General features: G+C 70.8%; 18 protein-coding genes. 6 read left to right on the top strand and 12 right to left on the bottom strand.

All coding sequences use genetic code 11. The features are described from left to right. Positions 1-8: 8 nt before the first annotated feature. From AB4091_RS01810 to AB4091_RS01790, 5 genes are read right to left on the bottom strand one after another with little or no spacing between them, the layout of a single operon-like run. Complete coding sequence (locus AB4091_RS01810) at positions 9-1,211, bottom strand: NAD(P)/FAD-dependent oxidoreductase (protein WP_442290022.1); 1,203 nt, start codon at positions 1,209-1,211, stop codon at positions 9-11. Next, positions 1,211-1,411 (bottom strand): ferredoxin, encoded by a 201-nt coding sequence (locus AB4091_RS01805; protein ID WP_442290021.1) that lies wholly within the window; start codon positions 1,409-1,411, stop codon positions 1,211-1,213. Before AB4091_RS01805 ends, AB4091_RS01810 begins: the two co-directional genes overlap by 1 nt. Beyond that, on the bottom strand, positions 1,408-1,971 hold the full coding sequence (locus AB4091_RS01800; protein ID WP_442290020.1) for an aromatic-ring-hydroxylating dioxygenase subunit beta: 564 nt from the start codon (positions 1,969-1,971) through the stop codon (positions 1,408-1,410). The genes AB4091_RS01805 and AB4091_RS01800 overlap by 4 nt, the downstream gene beginning before the upstream one ends. Beyond that, on the bottom strand, positions 1,968-3,356 hold the full coding sequence (locus AB4091_RS01795; RefSeq protein WP_442290019.1) for an aromatic ring-hydroxylating oxygenase subunit alpha: 1,389 nt from the start codon (positions 3,354-3,356) through the stop codon (positions 1,968-1,970). The genes AB4091_RS01800 and AB4091_RS01795 overlap by 4 nt, the downstream gene beginning before the upstream one ends. Before the next feature lie 45 nt (positions 3,357-3,401). Next, positions 3,402-4,340: a VOC family protein gene (locus tag AB4091_RS01790; protein ID WP_442290018.1), complete on the bottom strand. Its 939-nt coding sequence runs from the start codon at positions 4,338-4,340 to the stop codon at positions 3,402-3,404. Between the two features lie 149 nt (positions 4,341-4,489). Here AB4091_RS01790 and AB4091_RS01785 point away from each other — a divergent pair, with 149 nt between their 5' ends. Beyond that, positions 4,490-5,419, top strand: coding sequence for a LysR substrate-binding domain-containing protein (locus AB4091_RS01785; protein ID WP_442290017.1), 930 nt, complete (start codon positions 4,490-4,492; stop codon positions 5,417-5,419). Between the two features lie 86 nt (positions 5,420-5,505). Here the strand turns inward: AB4091_RS01785 and AB4091_RS01780 are convergent, their stop codons facing one another. The 7 genes from AB4091_RS01780 to AB4091_RS01750 form a co-directional block, all read right to left on the bottom strand. Continuing rightward, positions 5,506-6,675, bottom strand: a complete 1,170-nt coding sequence (locus AB4091_RS01780; protein WP_442290016.1) for a sugar ABC transporter substrate-binding protein — start codon at positions 6,673-6,675, stop codon at positions 5,506-5,508. A gap of 62 nt (positions 6,676-6,737) precedes the next feature. Next, positions 6,738-7,751, bottom strand: a complete 1,014-nt coding sequence (locus tag AB4091_RS01775) for an ABC transporter permease (protein ID WP_442290015.1) — start codon at positions 7,749-7,751, stop codon at positions 6,738-6,740. Beyond that, on the bottom strand, positions 7,748-9,343 hold the full coding sequence (locus tag AB4091_RS01770; RefSeq protein ID WP_442290014.1) for an ATP-binding cassette domain-containing protein: 1,596 nt from the start codon (positions 9,341-9,343) through the stop codon (positions 7,748-7,750). The genes AB4091_RS01775 and AB4091_RS01770 overlap by 4 nt, the downstream gene beginning before the upstream one ends. 52 nt (positions 9,344-9,395) lie before the next feature. Then, entirely contained in the window at positions 9,396-10,580 is a 1,185-nt protein-coding gene (locus AB4091_RS01765; protein ID WP_442290013.1) for an NAD(P)/FAD-dependent oxidoreductase, read from the bottom strand. Next, positions 10,577-10,771, bottom strand: coding sequence for a ferredoxin (locus AB4091_RS01760; protein ID WP_442290012.1), 195 nt, complete (start codon positions 10,769-10,771; stop codon positions 10,577-10,579). Before AB4091_RS01760 ends, AB4091_RS01765 begins: the two co-directional genes overlap by 4 nt. Beyond that, on the bottom strand, positions 10,768-11,949 hold the full coding sequence (locus tag AB4091_RS01755) for a cytochrome P450 (RefSeq protein ID WP_442290011.1): 1,182 nt from the start codon (positions 11,947-11,949) through the stop codon (positions 10,768-10,770). Before AB4091_RS01755 ends, AB4091_RS01760 begins: the two co-directional genes overlap by 4 nt. A 189-nt stretch (positions 11,950-12,138) precedes the next feature. Beyond that, positions 12,139-12,720, bottom strand: coding sequence for a TetR/AcrR family transcriptional regulator (locus tag AB4091_RS01750; protein WP_442290010.1), 582 nt, complete (start codon positions 12,718-12,720; stop codon positions 12,139-12,141). A 120-nt stretch (positions 12,721-12,840) separates the two neighbouring features. On the opposite strand from AB4091_RS01750, the gene AB4091_RS01745 reads away from it, so the two are divergent. From AB4091_RS01745 to AB4091_RS01725, 5 genes are read left to right on the top strand one after another with little or no spacing between them, the layout of a single operon-like run. After that, complete coding sequence (locus AB4091_RS01745; protein WP_442290009.1) at positions 12,841-13,836, top strand: phosphotriesterase; 996 nt, start codon at positions 12,841-12,843, stop codon at positions 13,834-13,836. A gap of 1 nt (position 13,837) precedes the next feature. Beyond that, positions 13,838-14,812 (top strand): phosphotriesterase, encoded by a 975-nt coding sequence (locus AB4091_RS01740; protein ID WP_442290008.1) that lies wholly within the window; start codon positions 13,838-13,840, stop codon positions 14,810-14,812. 14 nt (positions 14,813-14,826) lie between these two features. Continuing rightward, complete coding sequence (locus AB4091_RS01735) at positions 14,827-15,951, top strand: FAD-dependent oxidoreductase (protein ID WP_442290007.1); 1,125 nt, start codon at positions 14,827-14,829, stop codon at positions 15,949-15,951. 3 nt (positions 15,952-15,954) lie between these two features. Beyond that, positions 15,955-16,863, top strand: a complete 909-nt coding sequence (locus tag AB4091_RS01730; RefSeq protein ID WP_442290006.1) for an alpha/beta hydrolase — start codon at positions 15,955-15,957, stop codon at positions 16,861-16,863. Continuing rightward, a complete protein-coding gene (locus tag AB4091_RS01725; protein WP_442290005.1) occupies positions 16,860-17,804 on the top strand; it encodes an MBL fold metallo-hydrolase in 945 nt (314 codons plus the stop codon). Before AB4091_RS01730 ends, AB4091_RS01725 begins: the two co-directional genes overlap by 4 nt. Positions 17,805-17,812 lie beyond the last annotated feature (8 nt).

Genomic DNA, 17,812 nt, shown 5'->3' with positions numbered 1-17,812 from the left:
GGTTCGGGTCAGGCAGGCGCGGCGGCGAGGGCGTCGGCGACGGTCGCGGGTGCGCGCAGCAGCTTCCTGTAGGTGCGGACGGCTGCCGGGAAGCCGCAGATCGTCACGGCGTGCAGCTCGTCGTCGCGGCCGTGCAGGACGATGAACGCGCCGTCGTCGAACGCGCCGCGAACCACGGTGTCGGTGTCGTCCGAGCGCCGCTCCCCCACGAGGTGGAGCGTCCGGCCGAACTGCTCGGTCCAGACGTAGGGGGCCGACCCGACGGGGAGCGCCTCTGCCTTCGCGATGTTCAGGCCGACGCGGCGCCCCTGTTCGATGGCGTGGGTCCAGTGGTCGAAGCGTCGGTCGGTCGCGGTCGCGGGGTCGAAGGTCGCGGCGATGTCGCCGGCGGCCCAGACACTCGGCACGTTCGTGCGGCCCGCGACGTCGGTGAGGACGCCGTCGTCGAGGGCGACACCTGACCCGATGAGCCAGTCGGTGTTCGGCACTGCACCTACGCCCGCCAGGACGCTCTCGGCTCGGGCGCTGGTGCCGTCGCTCAGGTCGAGCGCGTAGCCACCGTCGGAGGACTCGCGCACGGCGTCGACCCGGGTGCCGAGCCGGAGGCGTACGCCCTCGCCCAGGTGGAGGTCGCGAAGCCAGGCGGCGACGTGGGGCCCGAGCGCGTGGACGAGCGGCAGCGCGTTCGGGCAGACGACGGTCACGTCGACTCCTCTGGGCCGCAGGGCCCCCGCGACCTCGAGCCCGACGTAGCCGCCGCCGACGATCGTCAGCGACCGGTGCCCCGTCACCATGTCGCGCAGGGCCTCGAGGTCGCACAGGTTGCGCAGCGCCGGCAGCGGGTTGCCCGAGGTCGTGGCGAGCCGGCGAGCGTCGACACCGGCCGCGATGACGACCTGCTCGAAGGGGATGGCCTCGCCGTAGCTCGTGACCACCAGGCGACGGTCGATGTCGAGCCCCATGGCGCGGTGGCCGGGCAACACCGTGACGTCCTGCTCCGCGAGCCGCGCGTCGGTGCGCAGCCGCAGGGGTGCGGCTGCGTCGGAGGCGAGCAGTCCCTTGGACAGCATCGGCCGGTCGAAGCCGGGCTCGACGTTCTCGTCGAGCACCGTGATCGACCCGGCATACCCGCCCTCGCGGAGGCCGTCGGCGGCCGACAGGCCGGCAGCCGAGCCGCCGACGATCACGACGCCGGTCGGGAAGCGTGCCATCACTCCTCCACGAGGGAGATCGCCTGGGCGGGGCAGGCCCGCACGGCCTCGCGGACGTCCTCGAGATCGTCGGCATCGACGACGTCGCGGATGACGACTCCGACGGGGCTTCCCGGCGGCAGGGCGAAGACCTCGGGGTGGACCGTGACGCAGAGGCCGTAAGCCCGGCACAGTCCCTGGTCGAGGAGCACCTTCGTCACAGGAACACCCCCAGGTTCGGCGTCTTCAGGGTCGTCTCGGTGAGCACGACCTCACGGCGCAGCAGGCGCGGGCCACCGGGCGTCAGGCGCAGCAGGTCGCTGCGCCGGGCCGGGATGAGGTCGAAGTGCACGTCGATGCCGCGCTGGCGGTAGACGAGCAGGGCGGAGTGGACGGCGATGACGTCGTCGACGTCGGTGTGCGCAACCTCGACTGACCCGATGACCCGCAGCGCCCGGGAGGGCGGGACCTCCGAATAGGCGTGGCCCTGGTCGCCGCGCCGCACGCGGGTCACGACGTGCGCCTTGGTGTCGCGGATGCGCCAGGCGCTCCGGTTGACCTCGTCGGTCTGCGGCAGCATGGCCTGTCGCAATGGGACGGTGTAGAGCAGCTCGTCGTCGAGCAGGTCGAGCCACTCGTCGTCCCGGCCCTCGTCGAGCAGGCGGGCCTCGTGCGCAAGGAACTGCGCGGCGACGGCATAGGTCTCCGGCGAGACCGGGCGGGCGGTCACGTTCGCCTGCACCTCGTGGGCCGCGTGGCCGGTGGTGGTGGGGGTGCTCATGACTCGATGCCCTTCGGTGCGTTCTCGCGCATGGTCTTGAGCCACTGGCGCAGGAAGTTGAACTGGACGTACTCGCCGTACGTGGTGTTGCGGTGTATGCCCGGGCCCGTCCAGTCGGGGTCGGGGCTCAGGTCGATCGGGGACTTCTGGCCCTGCTGGTAGTTGAACTCGAGGCCCTCCTTGCGCATCCAGGGGCTGGCGGCCGCGCGCTGCACGCCCTCCCATGCGACGGTGTCGTCCTGCTCGTAGAGGCCGGCCGAGCCGAAGCAGTACTGCCCACCGACGTAGTCGCGCTGGGCGGACTTCTCGTCCTGGAAGTTCCACACGAACTGCCAGTTCCAGAGCTCGATCTTGCCGGGGGCCACGGGCTGCCACTGGCGGAAGCTGGTGAAGACCCCGGGCGGACCGTCGGGCAGCGGCGAGAAGATCCGGATGAAGGAGAAGTTGGGGAAGATCGTTCCGACGGTCGGCGGGCAGTGCTCGGCGACCCACTTGGCGGTGTCGTCGTACTCGCTGAGGTCGAAGTTCTCGACGTAGCCGGGCACCGCGCCGTAGCCGGAGTAGGTGAAGAAGTCACCGATCGCCTCGGTCCATTTGTGGCCGATGAAGGAGTGGCCGTTGTCGAACTCGTAGGTGGCGGAGATGTCACACGTGGCTTGGATGCCCTGGATCATCTCGACCTCCTGGACCGAGAAGTGCAGCGTCGGCAGGTGGTAGACGTCGCCGGCGAAGTTCTCGCCTGCGGTCTTCCAGTCGCCGTGCACGATGTAGCGCTCCGGGGGCCCCGCGACGCGCATGCCGGCCGGGCTGAGCTTCGTGATGATGTCGAGCATCCAGCCCGCGCCGCCGGCCAGCCACTCCTCGAGTGGAGGGACGTCCTCGGAGAGCGACGCGAAGACGAAACCGTTGTGCGACTGGACCTTCGGGGCCTTCTTGAGGCTCCAGAGGTTCGGGTCGAGGGGCTCGCCGTACGCCTTGTGCATCATCGGCGTGCCGACCAGCGTGCCGTCGTTGGAGTAGGTCCACCCGTGGTACGGGCAGGTGAAGAACCGAGAGTTGCCGGCGTCGGTCTGGCACACCTGCGAACCGCGGTGGCGGCAGTAGTTCGACAGCACGTTGACGGCGCCGTCGCCGCCGCGGGTGACGATGACGGGGTCCATCCCGATGCGCCGCTGCACGAAGTCTCCGGCGTTCGGGATCTCGGACTCGTGCGCGACGAACACCCACACGCGGGTGAAGATGCGCTCCATCTCGGCGCGAAAGACCTCCTCGCTGTTGAAGATCTCGGCCGGCACCAGGTCGTTCTGCATGCTCTTCTCGACGCGGTCGAGGAGGGAGTCGACGGGCGTGGCGAACGCCTCGGACTTGTACTCGCCAGTGGTCATCTCGGTGGTCCTTCTCAAGGGGGTCTGCGGGGGCTGAGGGGGGGCTCAGAGGGGTGGGGCGACGTGGACGCCGCGGTCGGGGTCGTTGAACATCTGCTTGGCGACGAACTCGTTCATCTGGTTCGCGGTGCCCCACTGGTCGATGAGCTCGGGCTTGGTCACGTCGTGGACCGACGGGTGGTGCTCGTCCCAGTCGACGGTCTGCAGCTCCGTCGTGTACTCGACGGTGTTGCCGGCCTTGTCCATGAAGTACGAGAAGGTGTTGTCGCCGGCGTGGTGGCGACCCGGACCCCAGACCTTTTGGATGCCCTCTCGCATCAGGCGACCGGTGCCACGGAGGTACTCGTCGACGCCGCGCAGCTCGAAAGAGATGTGGTTGACGGCGACGTGCGGCGCGCGTGACACGGCGAAGGAGTGGTGCCAGTCGTTGCAGCGCAGGAACCACATAAAGTCGCCGCGGGCCCCGAGACACAGGGTGTCGGAGAGCCTGAAGCCGAGGTGCTCCACGTACCAGGCGACCGTCGCCTCGGGGTTCGCGGAGTTGACCACGAAGTGCGAGAGGCGCACCGGGATCGACTCGCGCTCCTCGATGGTGCGGAAGGTCCGCGTCTCGACGTCGCTGGACACCTCGACAACGCGCCCGTCGCCGTCGAAGAAGCGGAAGCCGTAGCCGCCGCCGGGGGTGTCGATCGAGCGCGGCTCGTGGATGACCTGCACACCCTTCCGGGTGAGCTCGACGGCGAGCGTGTCGACGTCGGCCGCCGAGGCTGCCCCGAACGCCACGAGGTCGAGCCGCTTGTCGTCGGCTTTGCGGAGCCGCACGACGTAGCTCTCCGGTGACCCCTCGGCGGCCAGGAAGTGCACGCCGGTGTCAGACTCCGTGAGGGTCAGACCCCAGAGGTCGCGGTAGAACGCGAGCTGCCGGTCGAGGTCCGGCGCGGCGATCGCCACGTGTCGCAGGTGGGTGATCAGGGGCTTGGTCACGAGTGGTGGTCTCCTTCCGGGGAGGACCCGTCCGCCGCGTGGTGACCGCGGCGGTGCAGGTCACAGGAAGGACGCTAAAGGCGCAGGGGGCATGTGTTCAAACAATCATTTGTGATGCCCGACATTGACCAGATCGATATTGTCTGACCATGGACCTGCACCGCGTGGATCTCAACCTCCTCGTCGCGTTCGACATGCTGATGACCGAGCGCAGCGTCACCCGGGCCGCGCAGCGGCTGTCGGTCGGACAGTCCGCCATGTCGTCGACCCTGAACCGGCTGCGCAAGCTCTTCGACGACCCGCTCCTCATCCGTGAGGGCCGTGGCCTGGTCGCCACTCCGCTGGCAGAGTCGCTCGCCATCTCGGTGGGTGAGCTGCTGACAGGCATCGACAGCGTTCTCTCGCAACGAGATCGGTTCGACGCGTCGTCGGCGGAGCGCACCTTCTCGATCATCGCCAACGACTACCTCACGATGACGTTCCTCCAGCCGCTGATCGCCCGGTTGTCGACCGACGCCCCGGGCATCCGGCTGCGCATCTTCCCGACGGGCGACGACTTCGCCGAACAGCTGCGCGGCCACCGGGCCGACCTGCTGGTCATCCCGCAGGAGGCCTTCGAGGACCACGCCGAGTTCCACTTCCGCGTCCTGTTCCGCGACCGCTACGTCGTGGCCGTCGACGAGGACCACCCGGAGGTCGGCGACCAGATCAGTCTCGAGCAGTTCGGCTCGCTGCCCTACCTCGCGACGTCGTCAGGCCACCGGCGTTCGCTCGCCGAGATGCAGCTCGACTTCCTCGGCGTTCCGCGCCGGACCGAGATCACGGCCGGCTTCGGCCTGGCCCCCTTTCTGCTCAGGGGAACTCGGCTGATCACACTCGTCCACGAACGCCTCGCCCTGCGTATCGGCGAGGCGGCCGGCATACGCCTGCTCGAGCCACCGATCCGCCGTCTGCAGCCCATCACCGAGATCATGGCGTGGACGTCGCGCACCGACCAGGACCCAGGCCACCGCTGGCTGCGTGACCAGCTCCTCGACCTCGCAGACCAGCAGCACCCGCTGCAGGGCCGTCGCGAGTGAGCAATCCGCCGCCGGCAGGGGGCCGCGCAGCGCATGGCTGAGACCCTCCACACGTTCGTCGTGGAGGGTCTCGCGGCCGAGCGGGCTCAGCCGGTGACGCCCCAGTGGGAGCGGAACCCGGCCTGGTACGCGGTCGAGCCGTACCAGGTGCCGGACCTCTCTCCCTGTGCGGTCAGGTCGAGGCCGCCGACGTTCGCGGCGGTCACCATGCGTCGGTAGGGGAAGTCCACCTTGGCGTTGGCCGCCGCGCCCGTCATCATGCGCAGAGCCTGGTCGGCGGCATACCAGGCGAGAGCGTCGGCGTTGAAGCCGACCTCGGAGTGGATGAACTTCCCGCCCTTGAGCATCTGCAGCGTCGCGAGCACGCCGTCCATGCTGGCGATCTTGACCCCGGTGGCGTTCGCCGCTTGGAGCCCCTCCACGACCGGCTGCACCGCGAAGTCGACCTCGGTCTGCACGTGGGTGATCTTCGGGTCCTTGGTCAGCGCGCTCGTGATGAGGCTGGGCAGCTTGTCGAACTGGCCGGTGTTCGCCTTGACCACGGTGACGGTGCAGCCGGGGCACGCCTTCGCGTACGTCGCCAAGGCACCCTGCTCGGCCCAGAGGACCGTGGCCGGGGTGTCGGTGATCTCGACGTAGAGCACGTGCGCGGCGGCGTCGGAGTCGGCGATCACCGACTGGGCGGAGAGCGCCTGGAGGCCGACGTAGTCGGGGGTCAGGTAGGCGACCTTGGTCGGGTCGCCGGGACCGGCCGGCGCGGTCATGGTGTTGACGACCGGGATGCCCGCCTTGGTGGCGCTCTCGAACGCGACCGAGGCGAGCTCGGTCGGGATCGAGCCGGTGACGATGGCGCCGGCCTTCGCGTCGATGCCCTGCTGGATGCAGCTGGCCATGTTGGCCGGGTTGGACTTGCCGTCACACACCTCGACCGACACGCCGGCGGCTCCGAACGCACCCTTCAGGGACCCGGCGATGGCCTGGAAGACCGGCACCTGGAACGTCGCCGGCACGAAGTAGACCGTCTTGCCCTTGAGGGCACCGACGCCCTTGAGCGGGGTGCCGGGTGCCGTGAAGGTCTCGACGGCCTTGGTGGCCTGGTCCACGACGGCCTTGGCAGCAGCCGCCTCGGCCCGTGTCGGCCGGGACGTCGCGGCGCTGCCCGCGGCTGCGCCCTGCTGCTCGACGGTGCTGCAGCCGGCAAGAGCCAGCGCGCTCAGGGTGAGGGCCGCGACCAACGGCTTGGACGTGATGTTCATCTTGGTGCTCCGTTTCGAAAAGGACTGGTGCGAGGGGGAACTGGAGGGCTGAGGGGGCGGGGCTACCCGCGTACGCGGCGCTGGACCCACGACGACGCGGCCACGGCAGCCACGAGCACGACGCCGTAGAAGGCGTCGGTGACCCAGCCCTGGTAGCCGAGGAGCTGCAAGCCGAAGATGCCCGTGACGAGGAAGTAGACGGCGATGAACATGCCGACCGGGTTGAAGCGGCCCGGCACGACGGCGACGGTGCCGAGGAACACGCTGGCGAAGACCGGCAGGAAGTACTCGCGGGCCGACGTCGCGTTGAAGCCGCCGAGCCCGGCAGCGCTGACGACACCGGCGACCCCGCACAGCAGTGACGACGTGAGCCAGGCACCGACCCGGACGCGGGCGACCGGAATCCCAGCGAGCCGGGCGACCTCGCGGTTGGCGCCGACGAAGAGGATCCGTCGGCCCAGCGGGGTCGAGCTCATGACGTAGCCGAACACGAGGACGAGGACGACGCCGTACCAGAACACCATCGGCAGCCCGAGCACGCGGGCCAGGGCGATGTTCGAGAGCGTGAAGTCGAGGCCGCTGACGGAGGTCTCCTGCGAGACCCAGCCGCCGAGGCCCACGGCAAGGCTCCCGAGCCCGAGCGTGACGATGACGGGGTTGATGCCGGCGCGGACGACGAGCACGGCGTTGGCGGCACCGAAGACCAGAGCCAGCCCCACCGCTGCGAGGGCCGCGGCCCCGAAGGACCAGCCGTGCATGACGACGAGCGAGGAGGCGCTCGCCCCCGACAGGGCGTAGAGCGAGGGGAACGAGAGGTCGAACTCACCCACGGCCATGGTGAGGACCACCGCCATGCCGAGGAAGACCAGCGGCGTCTGCCGGGCGAAGATGCCCTGGACGAAGTTGCCGAGCGGCACGTCCGAGAGCAGGAAGAACAGGACGCCCATCGCGAGCCAGAGCACGATGAGGCTGTACTTCCGGGCCAGGACGCCGAGCTCGATGCCAACGCTGCCGGAGGCGACGCGGCTGGTCCCGACGCCCGTCTCGCGTTCGGTGAGGTCGGTGGTGGTGCTCATGGGGTGCCTCCGGGGGGACTGGGGAAGAGCGCTTCGAGGACGGACTCGGGCGTGAAGGGGCCGGTCAGGTCGCGGGCCACGCAGCCGTTCTCGAGCACGAGGAGCCGGTCGCAGACGGCCGCGAGGTCCTCGACCTCGGACGAGACGTAGAGCACGGCGGCGCCGTCCTGTGCCGCCTGACGGGTGGCCTCGAGCAGCGCCGCGCGGGCGCCGACGTCCACGGCCTGGGTCGGCTCCTCGAGGGTGATCAGGAGCGGTCGGTCGAGCAGCCACTTGCCGAACATGACCTTCTGCTGGTTGCCGCCGCTCATCGTGGCGACCACGGTGTCGCGGGCGTCGGGGCGTACGTCGTAGCGGGCGATGGCGTCGTCGCTCTCGCGGTGCCGCCAGGCGCTGCGCAGCGCCCACGGTCGCGACCGTGAGCCGACGTGCGGGATGGTGATGTTCTCCTCGACGGTCAGGCCGAGGGCCAGGCCGCGGCCGTGACGGTCCTGCGGGATCATCACTGCCTTGGCCGCGAGGAGCTCACCCACAGACGCCCGCTCGAGGTCGATCTCTGCGGCTCCCAAGCGAATCCGACCCGACGCCGCAGATGCGCCGCCGAGCAGGCCGGCGAGGTCCAGCAGGCCTGAGTCGACCGTCCCGGTGACGCCGACCACCTCGCCGGGACGCACCGCTGCGGTGAAGTCGCTGAGCCGGCCGCCGCGGACGCCGACGACTTCGACAGCCTGTTCGCGCGGTTGGGAAGGGAAGCGTCCGACCAGGTCGCCGAGCGCGCCGTCGCGACCGAGGACCATCCGGGTCAGGGCCGCCTCGTCGAGACCCGCGACCGGGACGCCGGCCTCGACGACCCGGCCGTTGCGCAGTGCGGTCACCCGGTGCGCCAGGGCGAGGACCTCCTTGAGGTCGTGGCTGACGAAGAGCACCGCGGTGCCCTGCTCGGCGAGGAAGCGAACCATGCCGTAGAAGGCCGGGAGGGCCTCGTGCGGGATGGCCCTCGAGGACTCGTCGAAGACGACGACACCGGTGCCGGGCTCGCGTTCCTGCAGGGCGCGAGCGACGGCGACCGCCACGCGCTCGCTCGGCGTCAGCGATGCCACTGTGGTCTCAGGGTCGATCGGCACCCCGAGGAACTCGAAGGTCCGGCGCACTGCCGCCCGGTCGGCCGCGCGGTCCACGCGTCGGGTGAGCCTGCCGACGGCGTTGAGCCCCACCCTCACGTTCTCGCGGACGCTGAGGTCAGGCACGAGGCCGAGGTCCTGGTGCACGAAGGCGAGACCCTGGCGGTGCAGGCGGCCGGCGTTGACGGGAGGCCCGAGATGCACTCCGTCGACGAGGATCTCACCCCCGGGATCGGCCCGGTGGACGCCGCTGACGAGCTTGATCAGCGTCGACTTTCCCGACCCGTTCTGCCCCACGAGGGCGTGGATCTCGCCGGGCGCGAGGGCCAGGTGGGCGTCGTCGAGCACCGTCACGCCCGAGAAGGTCTTGGACAGGCCGCGCACCTCGAGGCGCGCAGCACCGGCCGGCCGGTCGCGGACGGGTGGGCGGGCCGGGGGTTCCGGGCCGGTGGCAACGTCAGTGGTGCTCATGGCAGGGTCTCCGAGTCAGGAGGGGGGCGTGCGTGTGCGTCGTGCGTGGGCGTCAGCCGGCGGCGACCGGCTCGCAGAGTCGGCGCAGCCTGGGGATCGGGATGCGGTAGTTCACGGCGACGGCAGCGCTCCCGTCCACGTCGGCGGCGTTCCAGCGCAACAGCGCTCGCTGGTCACCGAGTGCGTCGAGGTCTCCGTCGAGGAGCTCGGGCTCGCCGTCGAGTGGCAGGTGTCCGACCGCCTTGAGCGACAGCCCGAACTGCTCGGTCCAGAAGTAGGGCCGGTGGTCGCCGGGCGCCGGCTCGGCGCCGAGCAGCGCCGCGGCGGCGGTGCGCGCCTGGTCGATGGCCGAGCTCCACAACGGCACCCGACGTATGCCGTGTGGCGTGGGCACCGAGGCGACGTCGCCTGCCGCGACGACGCCGGGGCGTACGCGTCCAGCAGCGTCCGCGACGAGCGCGCCTCGGTCGAGCAGCCCGCTGCCGTCGAGCCATTCGACGTTGGGGCGGTCGCCGACGGCGGTGACGACGAGGCCGGCCTCGAGGGTCGCACCCTCTGCGAGGACGACCCGGGTGCCGTGGCTGCCGCGCACGAGCCGGGCGCCGGCGCTCTCGACGACTCGCAGGCCGCGGGCGACGGCCGCGCTCACGAAGAGGTGGGACAGGTGGCGGCCGAGCTGGGCCAGCAGCGGCGGTCCTTGTGAGACGAGGGTGACCTCGCAGCCGTTGTCGAGGCACGACGAGGCGATCTCCATCCCGAGCGGGCCGCCGCCGACGACGACGACGGCCGGTCGCTCGGCGACGCGCGACCGAAGTGACAGCGCGTCGCCGATGGTGCGCAGTGTCAGCTCGACCGGCGCGTCGGAGGAGTCGGACTGGGCCCGACCCTCCCCTTCGCCGAGCCGCCGGGCGCGACATCCGGTCGCGATCACGAGACCGTCGTAGGTCAGCCGGTCGCCACTGTCGAGCAGGACGGTGCGCGCGTCGACGTCGAGGCCCACGGCGGCAACGCCGCGGAGCTCGGTGCCGCCGTGGGAGGCGGGTGGCAGCTCGTGCGCCGTGGGGTCGTCGGGGTCGCGCAGCAGCGTCTTCGAGAGCGCAGGGCGGCTGTAGGCGGCATACGGCTCGTCGCCGACGATCGTGAGCTCACCGTCGAAACCCCTCTGGCGCAGAGTGTCTGCGGCGGTGACCCCGGCGATCCCCCCACCGACCACGACGACACGGCGCAGCGCGCTCATGCCAGTCTCAGGGCCGCCACCGGGCAGACCCGCACCGCGGCGCTCGCCGCGGCGGCCTCGGGCGTGCCCTCGGCGACCTCGTCGCGGTCGAGCACCAGCTCGCCCTCGTCGTCGAGGTGCAGCAGTGCCGGGGCCTCCTCCTCACACAGACCGTGACCTTCGCAGCGCGGCCGGTCCAGCTCGATCCTCATGCTGGCACCACCTCGAGGACGGGGAGCGCGTCGATGCTCCGGGTGATGTTGCTCGGCACGCGTCGCACCTCGCCGACGACGAGCCGCTCGACCCGTGCGGCCAGGGAGCTGATGATCGCGTGCGCCTCGAGCCGGGCCAGTCCCTGCCCGGCGCAGCCGTGCGGGCCGTAGCCGAAGGACAGGTGGTCGACCGGGTTGCGGGTGACGTCGAAGGTGTCGGGGGCGTCGTAGTGGCGCGGGTCGCGGTTGCCCGCACCGAAGAGGACGGCCACCTGGGCGCCGGCGGGCACGAGGGCCCCGTCGATCTCCACGTCCTTCGTCACGCGACGGCCCCAGGCGTGCACGGGGGCCCAGTAGCGGAGCACCTCGTTGAACGCGGACCCGACGAGGGCGCGGTCCTCGCGGATGAGCGCGAGCTGGTCGGGGTGCTGCGCGAGGAGCGCGACGATGTTGCCGATGGCGGCGACAGTCGTGTCGACGCCCGCACCGAGGTACTGGTGGATGATGTGGCCCGCCGTGTGCGGGGGGATCTCGCCCCGGGCCTCGGCCTCGAAGATGCCGCGCCCGACCGAGCCGGGCGCGAGGTCGGCGGCGCTGACCTGCGAGCACCAGCCGTAGAGCTCGCCGGCGACCGGGAAGTTCTCGGCGGTGCGCTGGTTCATCGGCCCGATGACCTCCATCGCGGCCTGCCCCCAGCGCAGCATCGTGTCGCGGATCTCGTCGGTGAAGCCGATGAGGTCGGCGACGACCTGGATCGGGAAGACCCGGCCCAGCGCGTCGATCGCCTCGAACGAGCCGCTCTCGACGAGCTCGGCGACGAGCGCGTCGGCCTTCTCCTCGATCTGGCCCTTGAGCCCCCGCAGCGAGCGCGGAGTGAGGTTGGCGCTCAGGGTGGCGCGCAGCTGCGTGTGGACCGGAGGGTCGGAGGCCAGCGACGTGCCCTGGAGGGCCTCGTTGACCATCGGGTTGAAGCCGATGGTGGCCGAGGAGAACGTCTCGGTGTCGGCGAGTGCGTCACGGATGACGTCGTAGCGCGTCAGGGCGTAGACGTCGTTGACGGGAAGGTGCACGACGGCGGCGGTCTCGCGGAGTGCGGTGTAGGTCGGGTAGGGGTCGACCAGGACCTCGTCGGAGAAGAGGTCGAGGTCACCCACGGCGATGGGGGCTTTGGTTGACATGATGCAAAGTGAATGTCCTAGCCGTAAGACTTGTCAACAGTTCGACCAGAAATTCTCGGCCCGTGTCGCCGCCACGCGGGACGAATGTGGACAACCGGGCAGGACGACAACGCGCCCGGGCCGGTGCCCGGGCGCGCGACGGCAGCCCCGAGGGCCGGCGAGGTCAGAACGACTGCAGCGGAACGGCGCTCACTCCGTGAGGAGGTGCACCCAGGAACCGGTGAGCTGCTCGAGATACACCTCGCGCGGCACCTTCCAGCCGGTGGCGAAGTAGCGCCGCGAGAGGTACTCGAGCTGGCCGAAGGCGAGCACGCAGCGCACTCGGCGAACGTCCGGCGTGAACCGACCGGCCCTCTCGAGCCCTTGGCTCATCTCCCCCACGGCGTGCTCGAACCAGCTCTCGGTGCGCTCGTTGACAGCGGGCTCGTGCGTGGCCTGGAACGAGGCCGTGAGGTAGGGCTTGATCTCGTCCCACTGCGAGAACTTCCTGTCGATCCAGGTGCGGATGAGCTCGGGCGACCCGGACTCGACGACCTCCGACAACGACGGGTCGTCGGCCGAGGTGAGGATGCGGTCGACCTTCTCGAGCAGCGCCGCCATCACCTCCGCCTTGCCGGCGAAGTGCAGGTAGAAGGTCGTGCGCGTCGAGCCGGCCGCCTGCGCGATGTGGTCGACCGTCGTTGCGGCATAGCCCTTCTCGCCGAACAGCTCGAGCGCCTTCTCGAGGAACAGGTCGTAGGTCATCTGCTTCTGGGCGGCTCGGAGCGACATGCACCGCAGCATAGTGGCGTCCATCGAAACATCGTCATGATCACTGGCTTGACGCTCTGTAAAGTGACCGGTTAATGTGACACGTCATGCGGCACCGATGCCGCAGCGAAAGGACTGACGATGACTGCGAGCACGGCCGCCGCCACGCCCTCCACCGTCCACACCGTCCTCGGGCCGGTCCCGGCCGACGACCTCGGTGTCGTGTCGGTGCACGAGGGCCTCCTGTCGGTCCTCCCGGGCGCCGAGTACGCGTACGACATCACCATCGACCGGGCCGAGGTGTTCGAGCGGCTCGAGCGCCGGCTCACGGAGTTCCGTGACGCCGGCGGTGGCACCGTCGTCGACGCGACGGGCATGTTCCACGGTCGCGACCTGCGCCTCTACGAGGCACTCTCCCGGGCCACGGGAGTCCACGTCGTCGCCTCCACCGGGCAGGGACCGGAGGAGCTGCTCGGCGGCTACTTCCTCACCCCGCAGACCAACCCGCCGACACCGTGGCCCGCCGAGCGCTTCGCCGACCTGTTCACCCGCGAGGTGACCGAGGGGATGGTGGTCCCCCGTGTCGAGCGCCGCGGCAGCGCCGGCATCGTCGCGACGACCGCCACCTTCGCCGGGATGACCGCCACCGACGAGAGCCTCTTCCGCGGCGCGGCGCGAGCCGGGCTGGCGACGGGCGTCCCTGTGTCCATCCGCTTCGGCGCCGACGCCGTCGCCGATCTGCAGGTCGTGCTCGACGAAGGCCTGACGGCCGACCGCGTCGTCGTGGGTGGACTCGACCGCACCGACGCCGTCGACGCCGGCGCCCACCTGGCCGTGGCCGAGCGCGGGTCCTACGTCGCCATCGACCACGTCGGCACGGAGGGCGGCCACCACGTCACCGACAAGGAGCGCATCGCCCTCGTGACCGAGCTCGTCGACAACGGTCACGCTGAGCGGATCCTGTTGTCCTGCAGCGCGACCGGCGCCGCCTTCGGGCACGACGGCATCCACACGGCATACGCCCACGTGCTGACCACCTTTGTCCCGGCCCTGCAGGCCGAAGGGGTGAGCGAGGACGACGTGCAGCGCATCCTCGTCGCCAACCCGCTCGCCCTGCTCACCGTGAAGGAGCACTGACATGTCCCGGGTCAACACCGTCCTCGGCCCCGTCCCCAGCGAGGAGCTCGGCTTCGTCGCCGTCCACGAGCACATCGGCTACGGCATGCCCGGCTCCGAGCTCGACACCCAGTGGTGGAAGTCGCCCGAGCAGCGCTACGAGGAGACCGTTCCCAAGCTCCGCGCCTTCCACGAGAACACCCGGCCGTGGGGTGGCGCGACCTTCGTCGACGCCACCGGCATCTGCAACGGCCGCGACGTCAGCTACTACCAGTCGCTCTCCGAGAAGACGGGTGTGCACATCGTCGCGTCCACCGGGTTCGTCGGCGGCGACACCGCGCTCGCCTTCTTCGAGCGGGCCTCCGTCGAGTACCTCACCGAGCAGTTCGTCCACGAGATCACCGTCGGCATCGGGGCGACCGGCGCCCGGGCCGGCATCATCAAGGTCGGCGTCAGCCGCGGCTTCCGCATGAAGCCGCTCGACCTGCGCATCTACCGCGCCGCGGCCCGTGCCGCCCTGGCGACCGGGGTGCCGATCTTCACGCACCTCGCGGTCGACGTCGAGCCCGCGCTCGAGGTCTTCCGCGAGGAGGGGCTGCCGCTCGACCGCGTGCTCTTCGGCCACGCCGACGACGGCGTCAGCCAGGGCAAGGTGCGCGACACGTGGATCGCCGACCAGGGCGGCCGCATCGGCTTCGACACCTTCGGCTACGACCTCGAGCTGCCCGACCCGCCCTTCTGGGGCCGGCCGCGCCGCGAGCGCCTCGACCACTTCCTGCGCTACGTCAAGGGCGGGCGCGTCGACAGCGTGCTCGCCTCGGCAGACGCGAACTGCAGCCCGCTCGGCTGGCCCGGCGTCAAGGGCCACACCGTCAACTACCTCTTCGAGGTGCTCCTCCCCGCCCTGCGCGAGGAGGGCGTCGACGAGGCCACCATCACCCGCATCTTCGTCGACCTGCCGGCCGACTTCCTGTCCCTCAAGACCTTCCATAGCTGACCCCGAGGACCACCATGAAGACTTCAGAGCTGAAGAACCTCCGCGTCGCCGTCATCGGTGCCGGCTACGCGGGCGCAGCCGCCGCCCGCGCCCTGACCGAGGCGGGGGCAGCCGTCACCGTGTACGAGCAGGCCTCGCAGATCCGCGAGGTCGGGGCGGGCATCGGCCTGCGCCCCTCGTCGATGGCCCAGTTCGAGCGATGGGGCATCGGTGGCGCCATCAAGGCCGTGAGCTCCCCCAGCGACGGCTTCGAGATCCTCACCGCCGACGACCACCGCATCGCCCGCGAGGAGTGGCCGGAGAAGAGCGCCTACGGCGAGACCACCCACCTGATCCACCGCGGAGACTTCATCGAAGCCCTCGTCGGCTCGCTGCCCACGGGTATGGTCCGGCTCGGGCACAAGCTCGACACCATCACCGACCACGGCGGCTCGGCCACGCTCGGCTTCACCAACGGCGAGACCGCCACGGCCGACCTCGTCATCGGCGCCGACGGCATCAAGTCGGTCGTCCGCGAGCGGCTCTTCACCGACGCCCAGCCGGTCTTCGCCGGCGAGCACGCCTACCGCGCCGTCATCGACATCGCCGACACCTTCGGGATGGCCGACGACGGCGACCTGCGGATGTTCATCGGGCGTGGCACCAAGGTCTACCTGCTGCCGCTGCTGCACCGCGGCCAGGTCTCGTTCGACGTGACCGCCCTCAACGCCGACGGCACGTGGGCGCCTGCCGTCACCCAGGACGACATCGTCGCCACCGTCCAGGGCTTCGACGAGCGCATCGTCCGGATGACCGAGGGCCTCGACATGGCCGCCGTCAACGTCCGCGCCGTCTACGACATCGAGCCCGTCGAGCGCTGGCACACCGACTCCGTCGTGCTCATCGGCGACGCCGCGCACGCCATGTGCCACCACCAGGGGCAGGGCGCCAACTCGGCGATCCTCGACGCCGGCGCCCTTGCCGATGCGCTCGTCGCCGCCGGCTCGGTGCCCGACGCGCTCGCCGCCTTCCAGGCCACCCGCAAGCCCGTCACCGACGAGCTCCAGCGCATCTCGCGCCACGGCTGGACCGAGGACGAGCTCGACGACGTCTTCCCGGGGCAGAAGCCCGGCCAGGTCGCCGCGACGGTGCAGGGCTGACCCGTGGCCCTGCACCCCGAGATCGCGAAGGTCCTCGCCACGCTCCCCCCGCCGCCCGAGGGGCCCGTCGACCCCGTCGTGCTGCGCGCCGCCGAGGAGTCGCAGGTGCCCCCGGTGTCGGAGCGGCTGCCGCTGCACGCCGTCGAAGACACCACGGTGCCGAGCGACGTGGGCGAGGTGCCCGTACGCGTGTACACCCCGACCGCACAGCCGGGTTCGGGCGTCGTCGTCTACCTCCACGGCGGGGCGTTCTTCCTCGGCAGCCTCGACACGCACGACCACGTCGCGCGGTCTCTCGCCGCCGAGACCGGCCGCACCGTCGTGTCGGTCGGCTACCGTCGCGCCCCCGAGGCGCGCTTCCCCGCAGGCCTCGACGACGCGTACGCCGTCGTCCGCTGGGCGCACCGACCCGGTGAGCTGCTCGCCCTCGTGGGCGACAGCTCCGGCGGCACGTTCGTCGCCGCGGTCGCGGCGATGGCCCACGACGACGCCTTCGACGGCATCACCCACCAGGTGCTCTGGTACCCCTCGCTCGACCTCGACTTCGACGCGGCCCGCTATCCCTCGCTACGCGAGAACGCCGTCGGCTACGGGCTCGAGACAGCCGGCCTCGCGCCGTTCAACGCGTTCTACCTCGAGTCCGGCGCCGATCCCGCCGACCCGCTCGTGTCGCCGCTCAAGCGCGCCGACCTGACCGGACTACCGCCGGCACTCGTCGTCACCGGCGAGCACGACCCGCTGCGTGACGAGGGTGAGCTCTACGCCACGCGGCTGCGCGAGGCGGGGGTCGACGCCACCACGAGCAGGTATGCCGGCGCCGGCCACGGCTTCGTCCAGCACTTCTCGTGGCTGCCGGAGTACCACCGCGTCTTCGAGGAGACCGCGGCCTTCCTCGACGGGAGTGACCGGTGAGCGTCGCCGTCCACCCGCTCGCGTCGCCCTGGGGTCGCTTCCACCTCTACAGCTTCTTCATCGACGCCCCCGAGCCGGCGATCGTCGACACCGGCATCGCGTCCTCCCCCGCCGAGGGCATGGCGCCGGCCCTCGAGGCCATCGGGCGCCGCATCGAGGACGTGCGGTGGATCCTGTTGACCCACGGGCACATCGACCACGTCGGCGGCGCGCACGCCCTGTGGGAGCTGACCGGGCGCCGGGCGAAGGTCGTCATCCACGAGGCCGACGCCCAGATGCTGCGCTCGCGCGCAGCCCACGTCGACGAGTATGCCGTCGGGCGGGGACGGTACCTCCTCGACCCCGACGGGGCAGCCAAGGTGGCAGCGGCCGGCCGGGCCGCCATCTCGGGTGAGCTGGAGCCGACCGTGCTCGTGCGCGGCGGCGAGACACTCTCGCTCGGCGGCGACGTCACCGTGTCGGTGCACCACGTGCCCGGCCACACACCCGGTTCGGTCGCCTACGTGGTCGACGGCCAGGACGACGTCTTCGTCGGTGACGCCGTGCAGGTGCACGGTGCCGCGAACGGCTTCCCGGGCTTCGCCGACCCGGGCGCCTACCGCGCCAGCCTCACCCGGCTGCGCGACGGCATACGCCCTCGGCACCTCTACCTCGGGCACCCCTACCGGACCACGGACGGCACGCCCTACGGCGTCGAGCTCGACGCGGTCCAGGCGCGGGCGGCACTCGACGAGAGCCTCGACGTCGAGGCCCGGGTCGCACGCGCGGCGCACGACTGCCTCTGTCAGGGGCTGCACGAATCCGACTCTCCCTATTCACCTTTCGCCTCCGTGGCTGATGCCCTCGGCTATTCGGGCGACCCCACCCTCGAGCCGTCGCCGTTCTTCACCTCGATGCACGGCTACCGCACGCACCAGACCCAACGCGACCTGACGTCGTGAACGAACGG

This window comes from Terrabacter sp. 2RAF25 (genome assembly GCF_052115265.1).
GTDB lineage: Bacteria > Actinomycetota > Actinomycetes > Actinomycetales > Dermatophilaceae > Terrabacter.
The sequence above is the reverse complement of the archived record's forward strand: the minus strand, read 5'-3'. Positions and strand labels throughout refer to the sequence as shown.